18 protein-coding genes and 3 pseudogenes are annotated in these 24630 nt (G+C 69.6%); 8 read left to right on the forward strand and 13 right to left on the reverse strand.

The genetic code is table 11. The annotated features are described in order from the left end of the window. Positions 1–104: 104 nt before the first annotated feature. On the forward strand, positions 105–698 hold the full coding sequence (locus AC07DS_RS04795; RefSeq protein ID WP_479142679.1) for a TetR/AcrR family transcriptional regulator: 594 nt from the start codon (positions 105–107) through the stop codon (positions 696–698). A gap of 397 nt (positions 699–1095) precedes the next feature. Here AC07DS_RS04795 and AC07DS_RS04800 read toward each other — a convergent pair whose 3' ends face one another. After that, the gene (locus tag AC07DS_RS04800; RefSeq protein WP_479142681.1) at positions 1096–1854 is read right to left on the reverse strand and encodes a DUF2182 domain-containing protein; all 759 of its coding nucleotides are present in this window, start codon (positions 1852–1854) and stop codon (positions 1096–1098) included. Continuing rightward, positions 1851–2465, reverse strand: a complete 615-nt coding sequence (locus AC07DS_RS04805; RefSeq protein WP_479142683.1) for a DUF1326 domain-containing protein — start codon at positions 2463–2465, stop codon at positions 1851–1853. The genes AC07DS_RS04800 and AC07DS_RS04805 overlap by 4 nt, the downstream gene beginning before the upstream one ends. A 218-nt stretch (positions 2466–2683) precedes the next feature. Between AC07DS_RS04805 and AC07DS_RS04810 the strand changes: the two genes are divergently transcribed. Beyond that, positions 2684–4885 (forward strand): FUSC family protein, encoded by a 2202-nt coding sequence (locus AC07DS_RS04810; RefSeq protein ID WP_479142685.1) that lies wholly within the window; start codon positions 2684–2686, stop codon positions 4883–4885. A gap of 118 nt (positions 4886–5003) precedes the next feature. On the opposite strand, the gene AC07DS_RS04815 is transcribed toward AC07DS_RS04810, so the two are convergent. Further along, entirely contained in the window at positions 5004–6317 is a 1314-nt protein-coding gene (locus AC07DS_RS04815) for a vanadium-dependent haloperoxidase (RefSeq protein ID WP_479142686.1), read from the reverse strand. A gap of 324 nt (positions 6318–6641) precedes the next feature. On the opposite strand from AC07DS_RS04815, the gene AC07DS_RS04820 reads away from it, so the two are divergent. After that, a complete protein-coding gene (locus AC07DS_RS04820) occupies positions 6642–7112 on the forward strand; it encodes a VOC family protein (protein ID WP_479142688.1) in 471 nt (156 codons plus the stop codon). 101 nt (positions 7113–7213) lie between these two features. Here the strand turns inward: AC07DS_RS04820 and AC07DS_RS04825 are convergent, their stop codons facing one another. From AC07DS_RS04825 to AC07DS_RS04835, 3 genes and pseudogenes are all read right to left on the reverse strand, one after another. Next, complete coding sequence (locus AC07DS_RS04825; protein ID WP_479142690.1) at positions 7214–7567, reverse strand: hypothetical protein; 354 nt, start codon at positions 7565–7567, stop codon at positions 7214–7216. Between the two features lie 71 nt (positions 7568–7638). Continuing rightward, positions 7639–8622: an AraC-like ligand-binding domain-containing protein gene (locus AC07DS_RS04830; RefSeq protein WP_479142691.1), complete on the reverse strand. Its 984-nt coding sequence runs from the start codon at positions 8620–8622 to the stop codon at positions 7639–7641. A gap of 155 nt (positions 8623–8777) precedes the next feature. Beyond that, positions 8778–8957: pseudogene (locus tag AC07DS_RS04835) on the reverse strand (hypothetical protein); the annotation flags it as partial. A 465-nt stretch (positions 8958–9422) separates the two neighbouring features. Here AC07DS_RS04835 and AC07DS_RS04840 point away from each other — a divergent pair. Further along, positions 9423–10160 (forward strand): peptidase inhibitor family I36 protein, encoded by a 738-nt coding sequence (locus tag AC07DS_RS04840; protein WP_479142692.1) that lies wholly within the window; start codon positions 9423–9425, stop codon positions 10158–10160. A 145-nt stretch (positions 10161–10305) separates the two neighbouring features. Here AC07DS_RS04840 and AC07DS_RS04845 read toward each other — a convergent pair whose 3' ends face one another. Then, positions 10306–11133, reverse strand: coding sequence for a ZIP family metal transporter (locus AC07DS_RS04845; protein ID WP_479142694.1), 828 nt, complete (start codon positions 11131–11133; stop codon positions 10306–10308). 299 nt (positions 11134–11432) lie between these two features. Between AC07DS_RS04845 and AC07DS_RS04850 the strand changes: the two genes are divergently transcribed. The 4 genes and pseudogenes from AC07DS_RS04850 to AC07DS_RS04865 form a co-directional block, all read left to right on the forward strand. Continuing rightward, positions 11433–12014, forward strand: a complete 582-nt coding sequence (locus AC07DS_RS04850) for a hypothetical protein (RefSeq protein WP_479142695.1) — start codon at positions 11433–11435, stop codon at positions 12012–12014. A 388-nt stretch (positions 12015–12402) separates the two neighbouring features. Further along, positions 12403–12633 carry a ferredoxin gene (locus AC07DS_RS04855; protein ID WP_479142697.1) on the forward strand — a complete coding sequence of 77 codons (231 nt, stop codon included), beginning with the start codon at positions 12403–12405 and terminating at the stop codon, positions 12631–12633. Further along, positions 12630–13997: pseudogene (locus tag AC07DS_RS04860) on the forward strand (NAD(P)/FAD-dependent oxidoreductase); the annotation flags it as partial. The gene AC07DS_RS04855 and the pseudogene AC07DS_RS04860, both read left to right, overlap by 4 nt. Positions 13998–14171: 174 nt before the next feature. Beyond that, positions 14172–15251: pseudogene (locus AC07DS_RS04865) on the forward strand (cytochrome P450); the annotation flags it as partial. A 96-nt stretch (positions 15252–15347) separates the two neighbouring features. On the opposite strand, the gene AC07DS_RS04870 reads toward AC07DS_RS04865, so the two are convergent. The 6 genes from AC07DS_RS04870 to mrdA form a co-directional block, all read right to left on the reverse strand. After that, on the reverse strand, positions 15348–15470 hold the full coding sequence (locus AC07DS_RS04870; protein WP_479142699.1) for a hypothetical protein: 123 nt from the start codon (positions 15468–15470) through the stop codon (positions 15348–15350). Between the two features lie 345 nt (positions 15471–15815). Continuing rightward, positions 15816–17144 carry a globin domain-containing protein gene (locus AC07DS_RS04875; protein ID WP_479142904.1) on the reverse strand — a complete coding sequence of 443 codons (1329 nt, stop codon included), beginning with the start codon at positions 17142–17144 and terminating at the stop codon, positions 15816–15818. Between the two features lie 393 nt (positions 17145–17537). After that, positions 17538–19499, reverse strand: a complete 1962-nt coding sequence (locus AC07DS_RS04880) for a TIGR03960 family B12-binding radical SAM protein (RefSeq protein ID WP_479142701.1) — start codon at positions 19497–19499, stop codon at positions 17538–17540. A 73-nt stretch (positions 19500–19572) separates the two neighbouring features. Further along, entirely contained in the window at positions 19573–21072 is a 1500-nt protein-coding gene (locus tag AC07DS_RS04885) for a CYTH and CHAD domain-containing protein (RefSeq protein WP_479142703.1), read from the reverse strand. Positions 21073–21183: 111 nt separating this feature from the next. Further along, positions 21184–22380, reverse strand: a complete 1197-nt coding sequence (gene rodA / locus AC07DS_RS04890; RefSeq protein ID WP_479142705.1) for a rod shape-determining protein RodA — start codon at positions 22378–22380, stop codon at positions 21184–21186. Then, a complete protein-coding gene (mrdA, locus tag AC07DS_RS04895) occupies positions 22377–24626 on the reverse strand; it encodes a penicillin-binding protein 2 (protein WP_479142706.1) in 2250 nt (749 codons plus the stop codon). The genes rodA and mrdA overlap by 4 nt, the downstream gene beginning before the upstream one ends. Between the last annotated feature and the right edge of the window lie 4 nt (positions 24627–24630).

Below are 24630 nucleotides of genomic sequence, written 5' to 3' on the forward strand. Positions count from 1 at the left end.
GTGATTACCCTTCCGGTGTATCACACAGCTCGTATGAAATGCGAAGCCGACGACAAGTAATGCGCGTCACACGCCGTGTGTGATTCCTGGGTAGGATGGGTTGCATGCCGTCCAAGCCGCCCGTCCACCGCCGTCAGCCGAATCCGGGCAATCCCCGCGTCCAGCGCACCCGCGCCCGCATCCTGGCTGTCGCCCGCGAGCTGCTGCCCGAGGTCGGGCTGACCGGATTGACCACCGCTCTCCTGGCCGAACGTGCCGGCGTCACCCGCCAGACCCTGTACCGGCACTGGCCCAGCCGCGCCGCCCTGCTCTCCGACGTCACCCTGCAGGGCCCCGACGTCGGCTACCCCGAACCCGGCACCGACGTGCGCGCCGTCGCCACCGCCTGGATGATCAGCTTGCGCGCCGGCATCACCGTCCCCGCCACCCGCACCGCAGCGCTGGCCATCGCCGCCGAAGCCGACCACGACGCCGACAGCGCCCAGGCCATGGCCCGGATCCTGGAGGACCGCCTCGCCGCGCTGAACAAGCTCCTCGAGCCGTCCGGCCTGCAGATCACCTCCGAGCAGTACACCCTGCTCTACGGCCCGCTCCTCGCCCGCCTCTTCTTCGACCGGGCCGAAGCGACCGACGAGTTCATCGACACCGTCGTCAGCCAGTGGCTCACCACCATCGACCGCACAACCGCACGATCCTGACGCCGGCTCAGCGACGGGGCGCGCGGTTTCGCTCATGCAGCGCGGTCGGCAGTGCCGCCGTGGCGAGCAGGGCGGCGGCACGGCGGACCGGGCGCGGCGGCCACTCGCCCCCGGCGCCGTGTCCGGGGAATGCCACGGCTCGCGGGATCGGTCGCACGATCGGAACTCCTCGCGAAGAGCTGCGGTGCCCGGAGAGTGCCAAGGGCGCCGTTCGATACCCCGGCCTCTGCACGGGGCCGCCCGCCGATCAAGCCAAACCGGCCCGGTGCGGCGCCGGAGACACATCACCGCATCGCGCCGTGATCCACCGAGCAGCGGCAGCCCGTCGCCGGACCCCGCCCGTGCCGTGGACGCACGTGCCGCGGACGACGTTCGCCCCGACCAGCGGCAAGTTGCTTCACATACCGGCCATACCACCGCCGGTGAGCCCCGGAGCCAGCGCCGGGACCCAGAAGACGGCGACGGCCAGGCCGATCGAGGCGACGCCCACGGCACGGGCCACCAGACGGCCGGCCGGAGCGAGCTTCTCGACGGCGATCACGGCGGCCAGTGCCACCATGGCCCACAGGTTCATCAGTCCGAACGCGGCCAGCAGCAGCATGAGCGACCAGCAGCAGCCCAGGCAGAAGGCACCGTGGTGGGCTCCGGCGCGCAGATCGCGGGAAGGCCCCGGGTACGAGGCGTAGCGAAGCATGTGCCCGATCGGCGAGCGGCACTTCGCCAGACAGCGGTCCTTGAGGGGCGTGAGCTGGTAGACGCCACCGACCGCGAACACGGCCGCGGCCACTGCGGTCCCGGCCTCCGCGGGGAGGGTCGCCGCCCGGCCCAGGCCCACGGCCAGCGCGTACGCCGGCAGCCCGGCCGCGGCCCAGACGAGCAGGTAGGCGACGGTGAAAGCGGCCATGCGTCTCGACCGGTGCACGGTGATGGTGCGTGCGTACAGCCCGGCGACGGGCGCCGTGGAGGGCAGCATCATCGCGGCCATCATCAGCGTCCACACGACCAGGAAAGCGGGCAGTCCCAGGCCCATGGTGCCGGCCGTCACCTGCATGCCTCCCCAGCGCGTCACCATCCAGATCCAGGCGGCGGCCGCGGCGACCAGCAGCAGGCCGGCAGGGCGCGCCGCGCGGCGGCCGGCGACCGGCCCAGTAGTCATACGGACCACGTGAAGGGCGCCGAGTGCCCGTTGCCGCCGGTGAAGTCCCAGGACCGGCCGTACACGCCGACGCCCGTCGCCCGGGTGGACCGGGCGATCGTCAGCGTGCTGTTCGCAGGGTGGAACATGCCGGTCAGGCCCATCACCGGACCGTCCTCGCCGAACTGCGGGGCGACCTGGTCCTCGATCTCGATGTCGATGACGTCGCCCACGCGCGCGGCGTGACGGCGGCCGTCGTCGCGGTAGTCGATGGGGACGCGCTCCACGCCCAGGACCTCTCCGATGAGCGGAGTGAGCGCCGCCATCGGCCCACCGGCCTGGCCGGAGAAGACCTTGCCCAGCGCCTCCGCCTGACTCTCGTCGGCCGAACCATCGACGTAGAGCGCGACCTGCCAGCCGCCCTCGGCCATCACCTGCGGTGCGTCGATGAAGACGGCGACGCTGCGGTCGGAGACGTCCACGCCGTCCACGTTCCCGGTGTCCACGTGGAACGCAAAGGTCACCTGGCAGCGGTCTTGGTCGGCCGGCGCGGTGAGGCCCGAGGTGGTGCAGGGACACACCGCGTCGCAGTTGCAGCTCTCCAGGTAGGTTCCGCTCAGATTCCAGGGCATGCTTCCTCCCTGTTTCGCGTCCCCCCTCGAGGTTCTGAGTACCTCATCCAGGCTATTCCCGACGGCCCCAGTCACGCAGATCCACAGCCGGTGCGGGGCGGGCGCGATCCGCACTTCGGCACCCTGCCCCGGGCGCAGTGGCCGGGCGTACCCGCCCGGCCTAGCGTGAACGGGGAGGAAGCGGACGTCTCTCTGCACGAACGACGAGGAGGCCGCGGGTGCCCCGTCGCGGTGGGCTGGAACGGCTGCGGGCCCGTGATCCGGGCCTGCGGGCGGTGCGGCGTTCGGCGCGGGTGACGCTCGTGGCGTGCACGGGGTTCTACGCGTTCCGCTACGGCCTGGGGAACCATGTCGCGGCGATCTACGCGCTGTTCGGCGCGATCGCCACCGGCGGGATGTCCTTCGTCCCGGGTACGCCGCGTGAACGCGCCCGCACGCTGCTGGCCGTGCTGCCGGTCGCGGCCGCGCTGGTCTCCCTGGGCACCGTGCTCGGAGTGCACTCGTGGACGGCGGCCCTCGGGATGTTCGTGGTGGGCTTCCTGGTGTCGTACGCGGGGGTGGGCGCGCCCCGCCTGGGCGGGCTGGCAGGCGGCCTCCAGGCGTTCTACATCCTGGCGTGCTTTCCGCCGTACGCCCCCGCGACGCTGGGGGCGCGCCTGGCCGGACTGGCGACCGGAGTGGTGCTGATGGCGGCGGCGGAGATGTGGCTGCTGCCGGCCCCCGCGCCGGGGCGGTACGCGGACCGGCTGGCGCGCGCCGCTGTGCTGGCGTCCGGGGCGCTGCGGGCGCTCGCGGCGGAGCCGCGGTCACCGCCGTTCGACGGCCCGGAGCAGCTGATGACGGCGACGCAGGAGCTGCGGCTGAGCCACGTGCCGGACGACGAGCGCCCGACGTCGGCGTCGGCGCGGGACCGGGCGCTGTGCCAAGGCGCCGCCTGCATGCTTCATCTGCTGGCCCAGACAAGGCAGTTGGCACAGGAGGCCCGCGATGCCCCCGGCACCCGCGACCCCGCTGCGGCCCGGCTGCTGCAAGCGTCGGCCACCGCATGCCACGACATCGCGCTCGGGCTGTCCGGCCGGGGCCCGGCGCCTTCCGACGCCCCGTACACCGCCGCCGCGGCGGACTTCGAGGCCCACCGTGTCCGCCTGCCGATGTGGCGTCCGGACAGCGCAGCCGTGGTGCGCGGCGGCGCGATCGCCCTGGACGTCGCGCACACCGGAACCATGCTGGTCACGGCGGTGCGCATCGCGCTCGGCGCGCCCGTCCCCGCGGACACGACGCCGCCCGCGGAGCGGCCGGGCCCGTTCTGGTACGCGGGGCGTCCTGAGCTCTCGCTCTACGCGCGCCGCCTGCAGGCCCATCTCACACCCCGGTCGGTGTACTTCCAGAACGCCGTGCGGATCGCGCTGGCCCTGGCGGCCGCCCGGCTGATCGTGGGCGCGCTCGACCTGACCCACGGCCTCTGGGCACTGTTGGCCACCATCACCGTGATGGGAACCAGCGCCACGGGCACCCGGACCGCGCTGTGGCCCGCATTCAGCGGGACCCTCGCGGGCGCCGCCGTGGTAGCCGTGATGCTGTACTCCGTGGGCGACCACGTGGCGGTGTACGCGGTCGTACTGCCGTTTCTCTACTTCCTGGCGTTCTCCGCGGGGCCCGTGATCGGCATGGGCTGGGGCCAGGCGTTCTCCACGGTCGCGGCGGCCGCCGCCTTCGCCCAACTCGGTCCCGCCGGGCCGGGGCTGGCCGCCGTCCGGTTCACGGACGTCGTCATCGGCGGCCTCACCGGCGCCCTGATCGGACTGCTGGCCTGGCCGCAGGGCGGCGCCGGGGAGCTGCGGCGGGCCTGCTCACGGCTGCTGGACCAGAGCACCCGGGCCGTCACCGAGACCATCGACACCATCACCGGAAGCGGTACGGCCGGCAACGCGCTGGCCCGGGCCCGCCGCGCCCTGGTGTTCGCCGAGGCGAGCTACGCGCAGTACGCCACCGAGCTCGGTGACCCGGACCCGGCGCACCCCGCCGACAAGGACTGGATGGCCGTCCTGCTCGCCGGGAACCGGGCGGTCACCATCGGGCAGGGCCTGGCCGACCACTGCTCAGCGGGCGCGCTGGCGCCCTGGCCGCTCAGCGCCGCCCACCTGCGCGACGCCGCCCACCGTCTTCGGCTGACCGCGCTGCCGCTGATGGACGACCTGCGCTCCAGGAAGCCACGCCCCGCGCCCGTCGAGCCCCCGGACCCTGACGCGCCGAGCACGCCGACGGACCGCACCGTCATCGCCGACGTGCTCGCCGCCTCGGGCGGCCGGGCGCCCGACCCGCTGCTGTACTACGCCGTCGACGCCGCCATCTGGCTGACAAGCCTGCAGGGCGTGGTCGCGGCGGCGGCCACGGCCGGCCGGGCCGCGGCGGCGGGTTGACCGCCGCGAAGACTGCGGTACTCGGCCATCGGTCGCGGCCGGCGTGGAGGGCAGCGCTGCCGACGCCGGTAGAGCCTGTCGCCGGGGAGGCATGACGCCTCCCCTTCGGCTCCGTGGGTCAGTCGGTGTCGTCGCCGCACTTCGACTCGGCGGACTTGTCCTGCCGAGCCGTTCGTGTCGGCGCAGACGGCCGGATGCCGTCCTTGGCGACCGGCTGGAAGTAGTGGTCCAGCGCCCAGGCGGCCACGCGGGTGCCGGCCCGGCAGCCCTCCACGTCCGCCGTGCGGGAGTGGACGCCGCCCCACACACGGGCGTCGACGACGTCCTGGTCGAGGTCGTCGGCGGACCCGTAGAACCGCGTGGTGCCGGTGACATCGGAGGGGACGTAGAGGTCGATGTGCGAGGTGCCGAGGACGCCGGTCAGGGCGCGTGCCACGGCTGCGGCGACGGTCGTATGGCCGGCGATGTAGTCCGGGTGCGGCGGGGTGACGAGCAGCGGCTCCCAGGCCGGGTCCGCCGTCGTCGCGGGGTTGCCGTCGGTGTCGGCGAGGCGGATGGCGGTGATCGGCCGCCAGGAGGCGTAGTGGAGCTTGGCGTCCCATGCGGTGATGACTGCGTCGGTCGCCGACGCGTTCACCGCGGCGAACAGCCGGGCCGTCTCGGCGATGCCGAGCCGGTGCCGGGCGGCGTGGTCCCGTACGGCGGCCTGGACCTGTGCGGCCAGGTTGCCGCTGAAGAAGAGGGCGGTCTCGGTCTGCCGCGCGCTCCTGCCCGAGCCGGTCTTCGCGCCCATGGCCTGCAGCTCCTGGACGTCCTCGGCGTAGGCGGCCGAGGAGATGGCGGGTGGTCCGCCGGGGCGGAACTGCTGCGGGGAGGCGAGCAGGAGGGGGCGGAGCCTGGCGAGCCAGGTGTCGATGAAGGGCTGGAACGCGGGCGGGGTGGGCCGCCAGACCCCCGGTGCCGGGGAAGCGGTGAACGGAACGTCCGCGAACCTGCCGTCCCCTTCCCGGAGTTCGACGATGCGGGCGGCAGCGCGCTTTCCGTAGTCCACGCCCCGGTCTCTGGCCTGACCGGCCGGAAGAGCGGCGAGCGAGTCCGCGTAGGCGGTGTCGAGCCGCTCCTTGAAGGCAGGGAAGTAGGTGAGCAGCACGTCGTGGGCCGCGGTGGCGGCGGCCGCCGCGGAGGACGCCTTGGCCGGACCGCGCTCGTGCCATTTGTACAGGGCGTAGCCGCCCTCGATCCCCACCACGGCGTTGTACACGGCGACGGAGACGAACCCCTCCCAGATCGCCACCTGCCCGGAGGGGCGCGGGCCGAGGCTGGTCGTGATCGTGTCGGTGGCGATGGTGTTCCACTCGCGGACCACGGCTGCCGGGTCCGCCGCGGTCCGGATGTCCGCGTCGGGGGGACTTGTCGCAGCGGTGAGCGTCACGAGGGCGACGGCCGCGACGGCGCAGACGAATGCCCGGACACGTGAACGCGGAGGAACGGGAAGAGGGGGCTCTTGATGCACGGCGTGCTCCCAAGCGTCGAGTGCCCAAGGCTTAGCAACGGCCACACTGCGTGATCAAGACAACTCGCCCGTACACCCTCGACTGGCGGGTGCCTGCGCACGCGCAGGGCCGGGTCTCTGAGCTGCGGCCGTGGACTTGATCAACGCTGCGACTGCGGCTGGGCCGAGATCCACCGATGAGTTCCGCCGGCCGGGCCGGTCTACCCGGACGTACGTCATCGAGCCACCGACTGGAGCCCCACCATGACCAATCCCGCACACCCCGGCCGCATGCTGTTCGTGAACATCCCCGTAGCGGACCTCGAGAAGAGCAAGGCGTTCTTCGCCGAGCTCGGGTTCAGCTTCAACCCGAAGTTCACCGACGAGACCGCCGCCTGCATGCTGGTCGGCGAGCACGCCTTCGTCATGCTGCTCAGCCGCGAGAAGTTCGCCCAGTTCGCGAAACTGCCGATGGCCGATCCCACCACGCACACGCTGGCGCTGTACTGCTTCAGCGTGTCGTCCCGCGATGAGGTCGATACGGTCAGCGCCGCCGCGCTCGCGGCGGGCGGCTCCAAGGCGGACGACGCCGAGGACTACGGCTTCATGTACTCACGCAGCTTCTACGACCTCGACGGCCACGGCTGGCAGGTCATGTGGATGGACCCGGCGGCGGTGGAGCAGGGCCCCGAGGCGTTCGCGGCCTCCACACAGGACACCGACACCCCGGCCTGACCCACCCCGTCCCGGTCAGGGACGGGGCTCTGAGAGGAGGGCCGGGCGACCCGGCCCTCCTCTCGATCGGGGATCCGCCGAGGGCGCGGAGAAGCTGTGGGTCAGCTCGAGACCGTGCCGTAGAAGTAGCCGCCCGTGCCGCGCTCGTAGTAGTGCTGGCCGTAGAGACCGCCCACGCAGCTGCTCTTGTTCTCGTAGGCGTTGGTGGGGAAGGACCCGACCATCACGCCGGTGTCGGCGTCCCACAGCTCGGCTCGTCCCCAGTAGGCGAGGGCCTTGTGCTTGCCGGAGAAGCAGACCGTGTGGTTGGAGTTCGCCGGTACGGAGCTGCTGGTGCACACGCCGCCCCAGCTCTCGCAGGTCGCCGAGGCCGCGCTCGCCGGAGCGGCGTTGAACAGACCGAACGTGAGCACCGCGGCTGCCGCCGTGGCCACCTGCGCGACTCTCTTCTTCATGACTCGTCCTCCCGTTTTCTGCCGATGTCGATCAGTCCGATCGAACGACGCCAACACTAGGAAGCGGGTGATCACGGGAGTGTGCGGTGAGCGCGGGCTTCCTTGACACTCAGCGCGCGGAACTCGGTCGGGCTCATCCCGTACGCCTCCCGGAAGGAACGGCTGAACACCGCCGGGCCGCTGAACCCCCACCGGGCGGCGATCACCGCGACCGGATGGACGAGAAGGCCGGTCTTGCCGAGGTCGGCCCGGCACCGCTCCAGACGGCGCCGCCGGATACGGGCCTGGACGGTCTCCCCCGTTCCCCGGAAGGACTGGTGGAGTGTCCGTACCGAGATGTGGTGCACGGCCGCGATCGTGGTGGGAGTCAGGTCCTGATCGCCGAGGTGGTCCTCGATGAAGGCATGGATCCGCCGCACCAGCGCCTGCGTGCGGACCTCGGCGGAGAGCTGTTCCTCGACGTCCAGCCCTTGAGCCAGGCTGGCGGCGAGCAGGTCGACCGCGACCGAGCCGAGACGCTCCAGCTCCGGCCGCGTGCACTGGGCGGCGTGCGCTTCGAGGGACCGCATGAAGGCGGCCAGGACCGCGGCCGTGCCGCGATCACCGGGGATGCGGCTGGCGAGCAGGCGGTCGACGTGCCGGCCGTGCAACGGGAGGGCATTCCTGGGCAGTTGCAGCATCAGCAGCCCGGCCGAGCCCCCGTAGACGGGTATCTCCGCGTCGGAAGGCCGTGAGGTGTCCCAGAGCACGAAGTCCCCGGCCCCCACGCCGCAGTCGTTGCGGTGCTGGGAGAAGGACGCCGCGCCCGCGTGCATCAGCCCGAGTTGGTACTGCTCGGGGTCGCCGCGCCGGATCAGGGCCGGCGTGCGTCTCGACCGCAGCGGCGAGAACCCCATCTTCGCCACCCGGACGTCCCCCAGTTCCAGCACGGCCGCCTTCGCCTCGAAGTCGGCGGTGTGCTCGGTGGTGAGCGCGCTGGGGATCACCTCCCGTGAGACGAGGTCCGAGAACCAGTCGAACCGCTCCCTCGGCGGCAGCTCCTCCGACGACATCATTGACCACACAGCGTCCCCCGACTGTCGAGCAAATGATCACAACGGGGCATGATGCAACGCTCGCGCGCCCGCAGTCGCATGGTTGCGGCCCGGCGTGGCGGCGCCCCGACAGCGGGGTCTGCCCGATCCGGGTCGCGATCTCAGCACCAGCGAACTCAGTGAGAGTGACCACTCGCGGCCGGCGCCGGACCCGCGTACTTGACCGTCAGCGGCAGCAACTCCTTGCCGGTCGGGCCGATTTGGATGTGCGTGTCCGTCTGCGGGCGAATGGGCCCGCACAACCGCATCGCAATGCGCCGCATCAGCCAGTGCCGCCACTCGAAGCAGCCCGCCCAGACCTCTTCGGCCCCAAGCAACTTGAGTGCAACCCACCGGCCTCGGCCACGCTGTCGAGCGGTTTGGGCCCTGAGCTGGGCGAACGGACGCTTCATGGCCTCGTGTCTGTTGGCGGGTCACCGGGGTGCGTGTGCTGCCGTTCACCTGCGTTCATGCCCACCCGGCGGTTCAGTCGGGCTGGCTGCCGGGTCCCGGCTGAACGCCGAGTTCGGGTCCCCGATCCCAGGGGTGTCCGGCCGCCGTAAATGTGAGCGTAGGCAGCGCTATCGGAGCAACGCCGGACGCCATGCCCGAACAATCGCTCGCAAATCACACGCACGCACCCGCCAATGATCTATTAATTGCGATCAAGAAAGCACTCACGGTAGCCATCGGGCTGTGTGGACGCTCCCACTGGAGGCAGCCGGGACCCTCACGGCTCGTACGGACGCGTCGCTCATCGTCTGGATGCGAAAGGGGAACATGTGGCCGCCACGGAACCACAGCTGATCCATGGGCAGGGAGCTGACGCTTGCCCCGACGGAAGCTTTTGCCTCTATCGAGCCACCCGGTTCAACGCCGGCCAGACCCCGGGGAAGGGCGACAAGATCCTGGCGATCCCGGCGGGCGTGTACGTCAACGACTTCTCCCGGTACGGATTCGACCACAGCGGTGACGGGGTGAGCAGCGTTGTCAACAACACCGACGAGGACAACACGCTCTTCTCGGCGGCCAACCAGCAAGGACACACCCTGCCAGTAGGGCGCGGTACTTCCATCGCAGACCTGAGGCGGATCGCGATGGTCGGGAGTCCGAACGGCACTTGGAACGACCAAGCCCAGTCGGCGAAGGCGGCCCCTTTCCAGGGGAACCTGGCCATCCGGCAGGAGTTCCTTGCCAAATGGCAGGACTGGCAGAGCCAGAAATGGATCTACTCGTACAAACTCACGATCAGCGCCGCGGACACCCGTGTCGTGAAGTGGGCCTTCGGCTTCGGTGATCTGCCGGAAGGCACCTCTCTGTCCAAGGAGTTCACTGACAACTTCTGGGGCGAAATCATCGAGGACGGCGCCGGCGGCAGCATTCTGCTCGCCTCCCCGTCGGACGGTGGACACACCATTGACCCCGGTGCAGATCTGCGGATCGACATCCAGGTCCTCTACCTGGAGGAGGACCCTTCCCACCTGCAGCTCAAGGGCCTGAACGCCCAAGACCTGGGTTGATTCCAGCACCCGAACCGCGCGGAAATCTCCCGGACAGACGCGTTCGGGAGATTTCCGTCGTGCCGGCCTCAGCCGTCATCGGAATGTGGACGACTACCCAGTCAGCGACCGTCAGCGGCAGCAACTTCTTGCGTACGCCCCCGGCTCAGGCGCCCGCGGCCGTGACGATGGCGTCGGTGGCGAAGCCGAGCAGGAGACCGAGGAGGATGCACCAGGTGGTGAGGGTCTTGAAGCCGGTCTTGCGGGCGACGGCCAGCAGCTCGATGACGACGTAGAGGATCGAGCCGGCGGCGAGGCCGAGGAAGGCGATCGACAGGGTGTCGTTGACCACGTGCTGACCGACGAGGGTGCCGAGAAAGGTGGGGCCTCCGCCGATCAGGCCGAGCCAGAGCAGGGTGAGCCAGGACGGGCGCTCACCCTCGGCGGCCAGCGGGGCGACGATGCCGAAGCCCTCGGTGGCGTTGTGCAGGCCGAATCCGATGATCAGCAGGAGGGCCAGGGAGAGTTCGCCCTGGGCGGCGGAATTGCCGATGGCCAGGCCCTCGGCGAAGTTGTGCAGGCCGATGCCGGTGGCGATCATCAGGGCGAGCGAGCCCGCCTGGCTGCGGGGCTTCGGCGCCAGTTCGGCGGTGGCGGCGGCGCCGGGGCCCATGGTCCGAGCGGCGGCTTCGCGGCGGCGGGCGATCCAGCCGTCGTAGTGGACGAGCCCGGCGAGTCCGATGGTCAGGCCGGCGGCCAGGGTGAAGCCCCCGGATGCCACCGTTCCCCAGGTGTGCTTGCCGAGCGCCTCGTCGATGGGCTCCCAGGCGTGGGTCAGTACGTCCCAGACGAGGAAGATCAGGATGCCGATGGCAACGGCGTTCAGGCCGGCCCTCAGCCGGGGCGTGGGCGTGCGGAGGCGGCCGAGGGGGAGGCCGAGGTAGATGGTGAAGCCTGCGATGGCTCCGAGCAGGGCGATGCTGCTGCTGGACATGGGGACTCCGGTCTGACGTGCACAGGAAGCGCCCAGAACGTAAGGCAGGCAAGGCTTGCCTTACAAGTGGCGAGAGCCCGGCTTCACGAAGCTTGAGAAAGTCATTACGCGTTCCCGCCCGTGGCGCGGGGCGCAATCCCCTCGGGCGTCGTTCTCGTCGGCCACCACAGGTCTCGGATCCGGCACGCAGCGATCACGCCTGCATCGCGGTCCACCCTGCTTGCATCCTGGACTTGACCCCCGACTCACCTTAGGTAAGCCTTACCTAAATCTTGCTGTGCGTGTGCTGGGAGTCATCTGTGTCCGCCTTGCCCTCCGAGTTGCCTGTGTCCGCCCAGCCGGTGCCCGCCCGGCGGCTGGGGCTGTACGACACATGGTGGACAGTGGCCGCCGCCTCGCTCGCCTCATGCCTGGCGCTCGCGGCGTGCGCCTGGATATCCCTGCACCTGCGTGTGGACGCCACCCTCCATACAGCTGCTCTCTTCCTCCACCTGGCCTCTCTCGTGCTCGGCTTCGGAGCCGTCCTGGCCGCCGACTACAACGCGCTCCTCCACCTCACCGGGCGATGCACCCTGCAGGAAGCCCTCAGCAGCACGGCACGCCTCCATATCCCCATCTGGACGGGGCTTGTCGGTCTCGTGGCCAGCGGTGTCATGCTCCATCCGAACCTCGGATCGGTTCCCACTCGCATCAAGCTGGGACTGGTTCTCGTCCTCACGGTGAACGGCCTGTACGCCGGTCTCCTGAGCAGACGCCTCACGCAGCAGGACACCACCCCGCCCGCGAGATCCCTGATGGCCTGGGGAGCTTCGACAGCTCTGGTTTCCCAGATCTGTTGGTGGGGGGCCGTACTCATCGGCTTCCGCAACAGCCAGCGCTGAGCGGGAAGCCGCTGTTCCCCGCACGCTCTGGATCGGTGGTTCTGTCCTCCGCCATCGAAAGCAACCCTTGACGACGTAGCCGCTTAACGCCGGGGTTCGGCTGCGGCTTTGAGCATTCCGGCGCACAGTGCCACATGGTTTCCTCGAAACGGCAATCCAAAAGAGCGCCGCTTACGTAACCAAAATGCAGCCGTACCCGGGGATTACGTCCCTGGGTAGGCGCCGATCGCCTTGGCCGCGATGATCAATTCTTTCCATAGAGACCCGACGAGCGCGGTGCACCCCTTCGCACTTCGCAGGGTTGGGCGACGGCCGAAGCCCCTCTCGTTGCGCGCCGGAGTGGCGCCGGCTTGAGGGTCTGCAGCTCCCGCTCCCTGCGGAGGTCGGAGTGAAAGTGGTCGTTGATCTTTCCCGATGTGAGGGGTACGCGCAGTGCGCGTTCCTCGCTCCGGACGCGTTCCGGATGCACGGCGAGGAAGCGCTGATGTACGACCCGAGCCCCGACGACGCCCGGCGCGAGCAGGTGCTGCGGGCCGCGGCCGCCTGCCCGGTCCAGGCGATCCTGGTCGACCAGCTGGAGGGACAGGACGTCGTACCGGCGGAGGCGTCCAAGTCATGACCAGCGCCGACAACCTGCGAGAGTTCAAGCGCGACGGCCGCATCGTGATCGTCGGGGCCTCACTGGCGGGACTGCGGGCCGCCGAGACACTGCGCGACGAGGGCTTCACCGGCTCGCTCACCATGATCGGTGACGAACTGGGCGAGCCCTACGACCGCCCTCCCCTGTCCAAGCAAGTGCTGACCGGGTGGGTGTCGGCCGGGGGCACTGCATTGCCCCGCCGTCGTGGGATCGATGCGGAGTGGCTGCTGGGCGTGCCGGCCGGCGGGCTGGACCTTGCGACGAAGCACGTGCGACTGGCCGACGGACGCGAGGTTCCCTTCGACCGGGTGCTGATCTCCACCGGGGTGCGGGCCCGGCCCTGGTTCGTCGAGTCCGAGGGGGCCTTGGACGGTGTGTTCGTCGTTCGTACGCGCGAGCACGCCGAGAGTCTGCAGCGGGCCCTCGCCGCCGGGCCGCCCCGCGTTCTGATCATCGGCGCGGGATTCACCGGCTCCGAGATCGCCTCCGTCTGCCGCGAGCGGGACATCCCGGTGACCGTCGCCGAACTCGGGACGGCCCCGCTGGTCGGGGCACTCGGTGCCGTGATCGGTGAGGTGGCGTCGGACATGCAGCGCGCTCACGGCGTCGACCTGCGCTGCGGTGTCAAGGTCACCCGGCTGGAGGGCGACGCGCAAGGACGGTTTCGCCGTGCTCACTTCGACGACGGCAGCACGATCGACGCCGACGTGGCGGTGGTGGCGCTCGGGAGCATCCGCAACACCGACTGGCTGCGGGACTCGGGACTGGCGGCGGGCGTCTGGGGCATAGCCTGCGACACGGGCTGCCGCGCCCTCGACATCAATGGCCGCGTCACCGGCGACGTCTTCGCCGCGGGAGACGTGGCACGCTGCCCGCACCCCGTCTACGAGTACCGGCTGATCTCGCTGGAGCACTGGGCCAACGCCGTGGAACAGGCCGAGGTCGCGGCCCACAACATGGTCAGCGCCCAGGCGGACCGCCGGCCGTACCTGACCATCCCGCTGTTCTGGTCGATCCAGTTCGGCGTCAACATCAAGTCCGTCGGCGTGCCGACCTTCGCCGACGAGGTCGTCGTCACCCATGGATCGCTGAACGACCACCGTTTTGTCACCGCATACGGCTACAGGGGTCGCGTTACGGCAGCCGTGAGCTTCAACCACGCCAGATGGCTTGACCACTACCGACGGTTGATCGAGGCGGCCGCACCTTTCCCACCCCCCTGCCCCACGCCCGACCAGCCCGTCGGCATGAAACCGGTGCCCGTCGACTTCCCCGGCCCCACCCTGCTCGCCCAGGGCGCCACCGCGGTCATCACAGGCCATGACCCGAGTGAGCACCCCGTCACGACTGCGCACCGGCATCGGCGGGAGGAAGACCGGATGCCCCCGACCGGGACGCGCGGCACGCTGCAACGGATCTTCGACTACTCCTCCCGTGCCGACCCGTACCCGCTGTACGCCGAGCTGCGCGAGACGCCGGTGGCCCTGCAGGAGGACGGCAGCTACGTCATCAGTACCCACCGCGAGATCACGGACATACTGAATGACCCGCATCTGAGCTCCGACCTGCGCAATCTGTCGTGTCCGCCCTCAGCCGAGGGAGGGGCCACGTCGTCATTCATCCACATGGACCCGCCCGAGCACGACCGCCTGCGCCGTATGGCGACGCGTCACTTCGGTCCTCCGCACACCCCTGGGCTGGTGAACGGGCTCGAAGGCTTCCTGACCGCCACCGTCGGCAGCCTGATCGACGATTTGACGGGCAAGGAACAGATCGACATCGTCGACGACTTCGCCCTCCCGCTCCCCGTCACCGTGATCTGCCACCTGCTCGGCGTGCCACGCGAGGACGAACCGAGGTTCCACCTCTGGGTGAACGACATCATGAACTCGATCGACTGCAACCCCGAGACCGACCCGAAGGAGAAACTGGACAAGGGCGTACAGGCCCGCAAGGACTTGCGCCACTGCCTCGGCGGGCTGGTGGAACAGCGGCACGGTCGACCGGGCGACGATCTGTTGGGCCGGCTGGCCAACGATGACGGGCCGGACGGGCGCATGACCGACGATGAAATCGTCGCCACCGCCAAACTGCTGCTCATCGCCGGCCACGAGACCACCGTCAACCTCATCACCAACGGCATGCTGACACTGCTGCGCCACTCGGAGGTGCTGCAGCGACTGCGCGACGAACCGGGCCTGGCCGTGCCGGTGGTCGAGGAGCTGCTGCGCTACGAACCGCCCGTGCACATCATTCCCTGGCGGGCGGCGTACAGCGACATCACCGTCGCCGACACCGTCATCCCCAAAGGCTCGCGGATCATCCTCATGCTGGCCTCGGGCAGCCGCGACCCACTGCGCTTCCACGAACCCGACCGCTTCGACCCCGACCGCCGGGACAACCAGCACCTCGGCTTCGGCAGCGGCATCCACCTCTGCTTCGGCGGCCCACTCGCCCGACGGGAAACCCAGATCGCCCTGACCGAACTCGTACGCCGCCTCGACCGGCCCAGACTGCTCACCGACCCACCGCCGTACCGGCGCAGCCCCGTCCTTCGCGGTCCGATCCATCTGGACATCGAGCAGGGTGACGGTTGAGGTGGCAGATGAGGGCAGCTGCAAGGTTGTGCCGCGCACGCCACTTTGATCCCCCGCCGGAGGCATCGCTCTGACCGTGGCCACATCGTCAAGCGCTCAGATCCACTCCACCTCGGAGCCGCGATGGCGCGGGGCAGCGATCTCGGACAGCAACGCCGCCACCTCCTCCTCGCTCACCCCCGCCGGCGCCTCAACCACCCGATCGAGTGCCTCGCTCACCTCAGTGGGCGTGACCACTCGCAGCCGGCGTCGGACCCGCGTTCTTGACCGTCAGCGGCAGCAGCTTCTTGCCGGTCGGGCCGATTTGGATGTGCGTGTCCATCTGCGGACAGGTAGCTACTGACAATCACCGGAGACGGACGGAACAAGAGGCGCTACCGCTCGATGTCCTCAAACACACCGCCGGGTCGCGCCCTTGTCCGCCGCGATCCGCCCGATCGCGTCGACGATCTATCCGGGCGGAAGTATCCCTCTGAACCTCAGTTCCCCGTGAGTCCCCGCCAGTTCTGGCACAAGAGTGGCACGGCCCGGGGATCCTGCCACGGCCCCTCGATGCGTTGGCACCTACTCGTAGTCTGCGTGCCACAGGTCCGGACCGAACACCTCGTACTGGATGTCCTTGGGCGGCACGCCGTGCTTGGTGAGGGCGCTGTGGACCTCGTGCATGAACGGGATCGGGCCGCACATGTGGTAGCTCGCATTGTCGGGCAGGGCGACCTGCGAGATGTCCATCTCGCCGGAGAAGACGCCGGTTACCGGGAGTTGGCTGTTTGCGCCTTGCTCGTACCAGACGTAGGCGGAGGCGCCGGGCAGCGCGGCGATGTCGTCCAGGACCTGGCGGCGCAGGGCGAAGGAGTCCTCATTGTGGTCGGCGTGCAGCAGCATGACCGGCAGCCGGGACCCGGCTTTGACCAGGTGCGAGAGCATCCCGGCCATGGGGGTGATCCCGATGCCTGCGCTGATGAACACCATCGGGGAGCCGGTGTAGTCATCCAGGGCCACGGCGCCGAACGGGACGGACAGGGTCAGTGCGTCGCCCACGTTGAGCGAGTCATGCAGCAGCGTGGATACCACTCCGTCAGGATTGCCACCGCCGTGCACTCGTTTGACGGTGAACTGGCGGTACTCGCCATTGTCGGCGCGGCTGAGGCTGTACTGGCGGGGCTGGCGGGTACCGTCCGGCAGTGGCACCTGCACCGTGATGTATTGGCCGGGCAGCGAGGGCTTGACCAGGCGGTCGTCGGTTCGCTTGATGACGAAGGTCATCACGTCGTCGGTCTCGCGGATCTTCTGCTCGACCTCCCATTGCCGCCATATCGTGTGTGGCTGGACCGCGCGGGCGCTGTAGAGCCCCCGTTCGATGTGGGTCAGCGCCTCGGCCATCAGCCAGTACACCTCGTCCCAGGCGGCCGCAACGTCCGGGGTCACCGCGTCGCCCAGCACGTCGGCGATGGCCCACATCAGGTTGTCGTGGACGACCTGGTACTGGGCCGGCTGGATGCCCAGCGACGCGTGCTTGTGCGCAACGCGGGTCAGCAGGTTCTCGGGCAGGCGAGTGGGCGTGTTCACCAGGGCGCCGGCGAACGCGGCGATCGATCCGGCCAGCGCCTGTTGCTGGGTGCCCTGTGACTGGTTGCCGCGGTTGAAAGTGCCGTCCAGCAGTTCCGGGTGCTCGCTGAACAGGTGCCGGTAGAAGTGCTCGGTGATCTCTTCGACGTGCTCGCCGACTACCGGAAGCGTCGCTTCAATGATGGGGCGGGACTTGTCTGACAGTTGCATGGTGGTCTCCCCTTGAGGGGGACGAGCGTGATCATCTCGACCGCGCTGGCTGGCAGGGTCACGCGGAGGCATGCCGTTGATCACGGCAGCGGGCGATGTTGCTCCCAACTTCATGCTCACGCCTGGGGTGTCAGGCCGCATCCCGGCAACGGGTGAAGGGTGTAGCTCGACTACCGAAACGTTGAGCTGCCGGCACGTAACTCAGTGTGGTTAGGAGAAGCCGAACGGACCCGCAGGGCAGAGAACGCCAACAAGCCCCCTCCCAGTCAAGGAAGGGGGCTCAGACGGTCTCGGCTCCGCTCAGCAACGCCGAACTGCCCTTAGACCCACTCGACCTCGGAGACAATCCCCGCAGCGGCTCCAGGGCCCGGCAGCGGTGTCCGGGAGAACACTGCCGTCCCAGAGGGGCGAGGGCCCGAAGTGCCAACCGCAGCCAGCGCAGCGGCGACCTCGTCCTTGCTCACCCCCGCCAGCGCCTCAATCACCCGATCGAGTGCCTCGCTCACCTCAGTGCGAGTGACCACTCGAAGCAGGCGCCGACGCAGCGTTCTTGACCGTCAGCGGCAGCAACTTCTTGCCGGTCGGGCCGATTTGGATGTGCGTGTCCATCTGCGGGCACACACCGCAGTCGAAGCAAGGGGTCCAGCGGCAGTCCTCGACCTCGGTCTCGTCGAGGGCGTCCTGCCAGTCCTCCCAGAGCCAGTCCTTGTCGAGGCCGGAGTCGAGGTGGTCCCAGGGGAGGACCTCCTCGTAGGTGCGCTCGCGGGTGGTGTACCAGTCGACGTCGACGCCGAAGGGGACGAGGGCCTTGTCGGCGCAGGCCATCCAGCGGTCGTAGGAGAAGTGCTCGCGCCAGCCGTCGAAGCGGCCGCCGTCCTCGTACACCGCGCGGATGACCGCGCCGATGCGACGGTCGCCGCGGGAGAGGAGGCCTTCCAAGATGCCGGGCTTGCCGTCGTGGTAGCGGAAGCCGATCGAGCGGCCGTACTTCTTGTCGCCGCGGATCTTGTCGCGGAGCTTCTCCAGGCGGGCGTCCGTCTCCTCGGCCGAGAGCTGGGGCGCCCACTGGAAGGGGGTGTGGGGCTTGGGGACGAAGCCGCCGATCGAGACCGTGCAGCGGATGTCGTTGGACTTCGAGACCTCGCGGCCCTTCTGGATGACGTGCATCGCCATGTCGGCGATCTGCAGCACGTCCTCGTCCGTCTCCGTCGGCAGGCCGCACATGAAGTACAGCTTCACCTGGCGCCAGCCGTTGCCGTAGGCCGTCGAGACCGTCCGGATCAGGTCCTCTTCCGAGACCATCTTGTTGATGACCTTGCGCATGCGCTCGGAGCCGCCCTCGGGGGCGAAGGTGAGGCCGGAGCGGCGGCCGTTGCGCGTCAGCTCGTTCGCCAGGTCGACGTTGAAGGCGTCCACCCGCGTCGACGGCAGGGACAGGCCGATCTTGTCTTCCTCGTAGCGGTCGGCCAGACCCTTGGCGATGTCGCCGATCTCCGAGTGGTCCGCGGAGGACAGGGAGAGGAGGCCGACCTCCTCGAAGCCCGTCGCCTTGAGGCCCTTGTCGACCATCTCGCCGATGCCGGTGATCGAGCGCTCCCGGACAGGTCGGGTGATCATGCCGGCCTGGCAGAAGCGGCAGCCCCGGGTGCAGCCGCGGAAGATCTCCACCGACATGCGCTCGTGGACGGTCTCGGCCAGCGGGACGAGCGGCTGCTTGGGGTACGGCCACTCGTCCAGGTCCATGACCGTGTGCTTCGACACACGCCACGGGACGCCCGACTTGTTGGGGACGACGCGGCCGATGCGGCCGTCGGGGAGGTACTCGACGTCGTAGAACGCCGGGATGTACACGGCGCCCGTCTTCGCCAGGCGGAAGAGGACCTCCTCGCGGCCGCCGGGGCGGCCCTCCGCCTTCCACTCGCGGATGATCTTCGTCATGTCCAGCACGGCCTGCTCGCCGTCGCCGATGATCGCCGCGTCGATGAAGTCCGCGATCGGCTCCGGGTTGAAGGCCGCGTGGCCGCCCGCCAGCACGATCGGGTCGTCGATCGTGCGGTCCTTGGACTCCAGGGGGATGCCGGCCAGGTCCAGGGCCGTGAGCATGTTCGTGTAGCCCAGCTCCGTGGAGAAGGACAGGCCGAACACGTCGAAGGCCTTGACCGGGCGGTGGCTGTCCACCGTGAACTGCGGGACGCCGTGCTCCCGCATCAGGGCCTCCAGGTCCGGCCACACGCTGTAGGTGCGCTCGGCGAGGACGCCCTCCTGCTCGTTGAGCACCTCGTAGAGGATCATGACGCCCTGGTTGGGCAGGCCGACCTCGTACGCGTCCGGGTACATGAGCGCCCAGCGGACGTCGCAGCTGTCCCACTCCTTGACGGTGGAGTTCAGCTCGCCGCCCACGTACTGGATCGGCTTCTGCACATGCGGGAGCAGAGCTTCGAGCTGTGGGAAGACCGACTCGACAGACATCGCGGGGGTTACCTTCGTGAGCTGGCAGGGGTGACCATCAAGCGTAACCTGATCGCGGGCCTTCCCCGTACGCTCAGACGGACACCCCGGTTTTGATCTTCTGCCACAGGCCCGGCAGCTCCTGCTCCACCTCCGCCGCGGCCGCCTCTTCTCTGCCGTACAGCAGCCCGTAGGTGAACGCGCTCTCCCCCGCCGCGTGCGCCACCGCGGACAGCTCGCGCAGGGTGTGGCGGGCCATGACGCTGTCCTGGTGTTCGCCGAGCAGGCTGGTCAGGGACTTCATGGACTTGGCCAGGGAGCGGGCGGGGCCGCCCAGGGCCGGGACGGCCGCCTCTCCGGCGTACCGGGTGCGCTTCGCCTTCTTGCGGGCCTCGTGGATGGCGGTGTCGCGTGCCTCACCGGGTGACTCGTCCAGGGCCTCGGTGACCAGACGGGAGACCTTCGCGAGGTCCTTGCGTACGGCCGCGGCGATCACCTTCTCCGGCTTGCCCGCCGCCTTCTTCCTGAGCGGCGGGTCGGCGAGCAGCGTGTCCAGGGTGTCCAGCAGGGCCAGATACCGGTCGGAGTCCAGGATCGCGACGACGTGGCCGAGGGCGCTGCTGTGTCTGGCGGCCGCCCAGGTGGTGAGCCGTTTGTGCACGGGACCGGACACCAGGGCGGGCGGCAGGGTGTCGAGCAGGGTGATCAGGCGCTCCGCCAGCACCTCCTGGTCGCGGCCCACGCCCAGCTCGCCCGCGAGCCACTTCAGCTCGGCGGCGATCGGGTCGGTGACGGCGCGGTCGAGGACGGTGCCGAAGGTGCGGAGGGTGCTGCGCATGCGGCGGGTGGCCACCCGCATCTGGTGGACGGCGTCCGGTACGTCCCGGCGGACCCCCGGGTCGTGTCCGAGGATCGCCTCGCGCTGTTCGCGCACATAGGCGAGGACGTGGTCGCCGGCGGTCACGGGCTTGGCACGCCGTCCGGAGCCGGGCCGCCGGCCGCCGGTCTGCTCCAGTGCCCGGGCCAGCTTCGACGGCGACTTCGAGGGCCGTACGCCCGCCTTGCGCAGCCGCTTCTCGACCTTGTCGAGGAAGGCCGGATCGCCGTCGTCGGCCAGCTCGACCTCGATCTCGGTCCACTGGGCGGTCCCGCCGTCCGCGGAGAGCCGCTCGGCGGTCACGGTGTCCACGCTCGCCTCGGCCAGAAGCGTGCCGTCGGCGTCCACGAGGTGGCGTACGTCGCGGGCGGAGCGGAGCCGGACGAGGGGGACCAGTTCGGCGCAGCGGACCCGGGAGCGGACCAGTGCGGCGATCTCGTCGGGGACGGTGTCGGACAGGGGCGCTCTGATCTCGTCGCGGACGCCGGGGGCGACCGGGAGCTTCAGGTGCCAGCCCGCGTCCGTGCCTCCGGTGCGACGGCGCAGGGTGAGGGCGGCTGCGGCCAGCCGCTCGTCCGCGGTGTCGTAGTAGGTGGCGTCCAGTTCGACGAGGCCCTTGTCGAGGACGTCCGCCACCCCGCCGACGCCGGTCAGGTCGGGCAGGCCACTGTCGTCGGATTCGTACTTGCGCTCGATCTCGCGTTTCGCATCCGCCATGAATTGAATCTAGTGGCAGAACGGTCGGGAGGGCAGGGGCCAACCAGGGTGAATGGCGGGAAAACTACCGTCATCCATCCGGTGAACGCCCTGCCCGTCCGGCGAGTGTCCTCACGCGGACATCGGCCGCTGCACCTTGATCGACTGCAGCAGTCCCACCGCCACCCACACCGCGAACATCGACGATCCGCCGTACGACACGAACGGCAGGGGCAGACCGGTGACCGGCATGATGCCGAGGGTCATGCCGATGTTCTCGAAGGCCTGGAAGGAGAACCAGGCGACGATGCCCGCGGCGACGACCGTGCCGTACAGCTCGGTCGAGTCGCGGGCGATGCGGCAGGCGCGCCACAGCACCACGCCCAGCAGGAGGACGATCAGGCCGGCGCCGACGAAGCCCAGCTCCTCCCCCGCGACCGTGAAGACGAAGTCGGTCTGCTGCTCGGGCACGAACTGGCCGGTGGTCTGCGAGCCGTGGAACAGCCCGGCGCCGGTGAGGCCGCCCGAGCCGATCGCGATGCGGGCCTGGTTGGTGTTGTAGCCGACGCCCGCCGGGTCCAGGTCGGGGTTGGCGAAGGCCGCGAAGCGGTTGATCTGGTACTCGTCCAGGATGTGGAGCTGCCAGATGGCGACACAGCCGATCACACCGGCGGTGAGCAGACCGAAGATCCAGCGGTTGGAGGCGCCGGAGGCGAGCAGCACGCCCAGGATGATGGCCACCATGGCCAGGACCGTGCCGAGGTCTGGCATGAGGAGCACGATCAGGATCGGCACGGTGGCCAGGCCCAGGGCCTGCACGACCGTGCGGTGGTCGGGGTACGGCTTGTCCCCGGCGTCGACCCGGGCCGCCAGTATCATCGCCATGCCCAGGATGATCGAGATCTTCACGAACTCGGCGGGCTGGAGCGAGAAGCCGCCGCCGAACACGATCCAGTTGCGGCTGCCGTTGATGGTGGCGCCGAGCGGGGTGAGCACCAGCAGCACCCCGAGCAGCGACAGGCCGTAGAGGACCGGCACGGCGTTGCGCAGGGCGCGGTGGCCCAGCCAGATCGTGCCGATCATCAGGGCGAGCCCGATGCCGAGGTTCATCAGATGGCGGACCAGGAAGTAGTACTGGTCGCCCTGGTTGATCTCGGTGCGGTTACGGGTCGCGGAGTACACCAGCAACGAGCCCAGCAGCGACAGCACGAGGGCTGCCAGCAGCATCGGCCAGTCGAGCCGGCGGGTCAGCGAGTCGCGGGCGAAGACCCTGGTCCAGCCGGCCCGCTCGGGGCCGTACCCGGAGACGGAGAAGCTGTTGCCGGTCATGTGAGCATCCTCCGGCTCCCCCTCCGGCGCGGCCGCCTGCGGGTGTTGCTGTTGCCCGTGCTGGGCGAGGGGCTGGTGGCGGGCTGCTGGGTGCCGTCGTTGGTGGGGTTGTCCTGCTGGGAGGCCTCGGCGTCCTTGCCCGGGTCGCCGGTGACCTTCGGGGCGGCGATCGTGCCGTCCGTGCGGACCTTCGGCAGGCCCTTCTGCGGCTCGGGCAGCAGCGCCTTCTTGTTGTCGATGGAGCCGTCGCCCTGGACGCCGTAGAGCGCGCTGTAGATGTTGCGCACGGCCTCACCGGAGGCTCCGGAACCCGTACCGGCCTGGGCGATCGTCATGATCACCGTGTAGTCCTTGGAGTAGGTGGCCAGCCAGGACGTGGTCTGCTTGCCGTAGACCTCGGCGGTACCGGTCTTGGCGTGCAGCGCGATCTTGTCCTGCGGCCAGCCGCCGAACTTCCAGGCAGCGGTACCGCGGGTGATGACGCCCGAGAAGGCGTCGTTCATGCCCTTGAGGGTGGCCTGGCTGACCGGCAGCTTCCCGGACTTCCTCGGCTTGATCGGCGTGACGGTCCTGCCGTCCGCGCTGATGACCGCCTTGCCGATGGTCGGGTGGTACATGGTGCCGCCGTTGGCGACGGCGCCGTAGATCACGGCCTCCTGGATCGGCGTGACGAGCGTGTCGCCCTGGCCGATGGAGTAGTTGATCTCGTCACCCTCGCGCATCTTGTTGCCTTCGAGGCAGTTCTCGTACGCGATCTTCTCGACGTAGGAGCCGTCCTTCTTCCCGGACTTGCACCAGGCGTCCTTGTTGGCCTTCCAGTAGTCCAGCTTCCACTGGCGGTCGGGGACGCGGCCGGTGACCTCGTTGGGCAGGTCGACGCCGGTCTCCTTGCCGAGGCCGAACTGGTGGGCGGTCTTGAAGAAGAAGTCCTTCGGCTGGCCCTTCTTGGGGTTGATGCCGCCGTCCCTCTTCCACTCCCGGTCCGCGAGGCCGTAGAAGACGGTGTCGCAGGAGACCTCCAGGGCGCGGCCGAGGGAGATCGGGCCGAAGTTCTCGCCCTCGAAGTTCTTGAAGACCTGGCCGCCCACCGAGTACGAGCTGGTGCACGGGTAGCCGCCGTCCCAGACGTAGCCGGCCTGGACGGCGGCGGCCGTGGAGACCACCTTGAACGTCGAACCGGGCGCCGCCTGACCCTGTATGGCCCTGTTGAGCAGCGGGTAGTCGCTGTCCTTGCCGGTGAGGGCCTTGTAGTCCTTGCCGGAGATGCCGCCGACCCAGACGTTCGGGTCGTAGGTCGGGGCGGAGGCCATGGCGACGATCCGCCCGGTCTTGGCCTCCATCACCACGACGGCTCCGGAGTCGGCCTTGTAGTTCTCGCCGGTGATCTTGTCGAACTGCTGACGGGCCTTCTTCATGGCCTTGTCCAGCTCGTACTCGGCGACCCGCTGCACCCGGGAGTCCATGCTGGTGACCAGGTTGGAACCGGACTCGGCGGCGTCCGACTTGGCCTTGCCGATGACCCGGCCGAGGTTGTCCACCTCGTACCGCGTCACGCCGGCCTTGCCGCGCAGCACCTTGTCGTACTGGCGCTCGAGGCCGGAGCGGCCGACCATGTCGGAGCGCAGGTAGGGCGAGTCGGTGTCCTTGGCCTTCTGGATCTCGTCGTCGGTCACCGGCGAGAGGTAGCCGAGGACCTGGGCGCTGTTGGACTTGCCCGGGCCCGCGTAGCGGCGCACGGCCTCCGGCTCGGCGGTGATGCCGGGGAAGTCCTCGGCCCGCTCGCGGATCTGCAGGGCCTGCTTGGGCGTCGCCTCGTCGGTGATCGGGATCGGCTGGTACGGCGAGCCGTTCCAGCAGGGCTGCGGGGTCTTGGCGTCGCACAGCCGGACCTTCTGGCTGACCTCCTCGGGCTTCATGCCGAGGACGCCGGCCAGCTTGGCGAGGACGGCCTTGCCGTCGTCCTTCTGCTTGAGCAGGTCGGTGCGGGAGGCGGAGACGACCAGACGCGTCTCGTTGTCGGCGAGCGGCACGCCCCGGGCGTCCAGGATGTCGCCGCGCACGGCGGGGTCGACGACCTGCTGGACGTGGTTCCCGGAGGCCTCCTTCTGGTACTCGGCGCCCTCCCGGATCTGCAGGTACCACAGACGGCCGCCGAGCGTGCCGAGCAGGGAGAGGACGAGGATCTGGATCACGACCAGCCGGGTCTGGACCCGTGGGGTCCGTCCGGTCTCAGGAATATTGGTCATGGGC

It is taken from the genome of Streptomyces sp. NPDC044064 (assembly GCF_056434245.1).